The organism is Methylocucumis oryzae (assembly GCF_000963695.1).
GTDB lineage: Bacteria > Pseudomonadota > Gammaproteobacteria > Methylococcales > Methylomonadaceae > Methylovulum > Methylovulum oryzae.
This window is the reverse complement of sequence record NZ_LAJX01000275.1, coordinates 1-2,229: the sequence shown is the minus strand read 5'-3', so window position 1 is coordinate 2,229 and position 2,229 is coordinate 1. Positions and strand designations below refer to the sequence as shown.

The following is a 2,229-nucleotide window of genomic DNA, read 5'->3' as shown; positions in this document are numbered from 1 at the left end:
CTTAACGCCGAAACTTTACGCGCAGCACTTAGCCAACAGTTACCGGATTACGCGGTACCCTCTGCCTTCGTCATCTTGCCGGTATTGCCTAAGTTAGCCAGTGGTAAGTTAAACAAACAGGCATTACCCGAACCCGAACAACGCCTTAAAACCCATACCGCACCCAGTACTGAGCTAGAAATACAACTCGCTACGATTTGGCAAGATGTGTTAGGGGTGGCTGATATTGGCATCGACGATAATTTTTTTGCGTTAGGTGGGCATTCGTTGTTGGCGATGCGTTTAGCGATGAAAATTCGCCAACAGTTTTCCGTAGATTTACCGGTAAGCGATATTTTTAACCACCCTAGTATCGCTGCGATGGCAGCCGCGCTTAACCCACTTATAGCTAAAACCAAGCCTATAGACTTGGCAGATGAGTTAGCTCAGGCTTTATCGACGCTACAATCCTTATCCACTCAAGATTTGCAACAGTTACTTGCCAAGAACAGCTTTTAATCATGCTGGAAACGATTATCGCCCAACTCAATGAGTTATCACCGGATCGCCGTGCTGCTTTATTAGTGCTGTTAAAGCAACGCGGTATTGATTTAGCTAAGCAATGGCCTATCACTCAAGTCGCACGTGAAGGTTTACTACCGTTGTCTTATGGCCAGGAGCGCTTATGGTTTTTAGCGCAATGGGCGCCTGACAGCACGGCTTATCACATCGCTGATGCCGTAGTCATCGATGGCACGTTAGAATTAAGCGCACTGCAAGCCAGCATCGATTTAGTGGTGGCCCGCCATGAAAGCTTAAGAACGACATTTCATGCTCAAGACGGCATCGCCAAACAGTGTATTCACAAGACGATGACGGTGCCAATAGCGTGGCAAACGGTAGTTAACCAACCTGATGCGTTAAGCTGTGCTAAACACCTGGTAGCTGCGCATGAAAATCTTACCTTCGATTTAAGCATTGGACCGCTGTTTAGAGTGCTAGTCATTCAGCTCCAAGCAGAACGTAGCGTGTTGTCGCTGGTCACGCATCATTTAATCAGTGACGAATGGTCGTTATCGCTGCTGGTTAACGAATTTGCCGAGGCTTATGCTGCGTTACAACGTGGTCAAACGCCAGCATGGCCTGCATTACCGGTTGCTTATGCCGATTTCGCCGTTTGGCAACGCCAATATTTGACGCTTACCCAAGAATTAGACCGACAACTGGCTTTTTGGCAAAACCATTTAGCCGGAGGTCAGCGTGAAGTAGAGCTGCCTTATGATAAACCTAAATCGAAAGAGCCTTCTGACGCTGGTGCTGCGTTTCAGTTTAGCATTAAATCTGAGATAGCCTTGGCATTGCGCCGTTTGTGTCATGAGCAGCAAGCGACTTTGTTCATGGCGATGCTGACGTTATTCGCGTTGTTGTTATATCGTTATAGCGGTCAAGCGAGTATCCGAATTGGCATTCCGGTGGCTAATCGTAGTCGCCCGGAATTGGCAGGCGTGGTCGGTTTTTTCGTTAACACCCAGGTGTGGCAAATTCAATTGCATGGCGGTATGAGTTTCGTCGAGGTATTAACCTTCGTCAGAGAACATGCATTAGCTGCACAAACTAATGCCGAGCTGCCGTTTGAGCAATTAGTCGATGCGTTACAACCAGAGCGACAACCAGGCGTTAATCCGTTGTTTCAAGTGATGTTCAACCATCAATACCGCGTCGAACCTGCTGAGTTAACTGGTGTTAAGCTCACGCCGCTACAACGCGAAGAGCGCACGACGCAATTTGAGCTGATTTTAGATAGCGTAGAAACTCAAGACAGTCAGCTTCAAGCTACGCTGACTTATGCCGCCGATATGTTTAGCACTGCCGCAATAACGCGCATGGCTGAGCATTTATGTCAATTAGCCGAGGCTGCCGTTACTAAGCCAGACCAAGCCGTGCGTGAGTTGAGCTTGCTCACTGAGCAAGAATTAAACACGTTTATAGCAACCCCCGTTACACCCAAACCTTACCGCAATATAGTCGAAACGATTTTCAGCCAAGCTAAACAAACCCCAAACAACATAGCCGTACACGTCAACGATGAGGTTATTAGCTATGCCGAGTTGGTTGATTGGAGTTTAACAATAGCGGATGAGTTGGCTGGTTTAGGTTTAAAACCGGGTAGCGTAGTCGCGCTATGCTTGCCGCGCGGTGCTGTAATGATTGCGGCGCAATTAGCTGTGTTGATACAAGGTGCTGTGTTAT

The 2,229-nt window shown here is 47.7% G+C and carries 2 protein-coding genes; both read left to right on the top strand.

Features of this window, described 5'->3' with window-relative positions:
* Positions 1-498 (top strand): phosphopantetheine-binding protein (locus tag VZ94_RS19930; protein WP_045780567.1); only part of this gene is annotated, 498 nt, incomplete at its 5' end.
* Between the two features lie 2 nt (positions 499-500).
* The coding region (locus VZ94_RS19925; RefSeq protein ID WP_045780566.1) for a condensation domain-containing protein at positions 501-2,229 on the top strand (1,729 nt) is incomplete at its 3' end.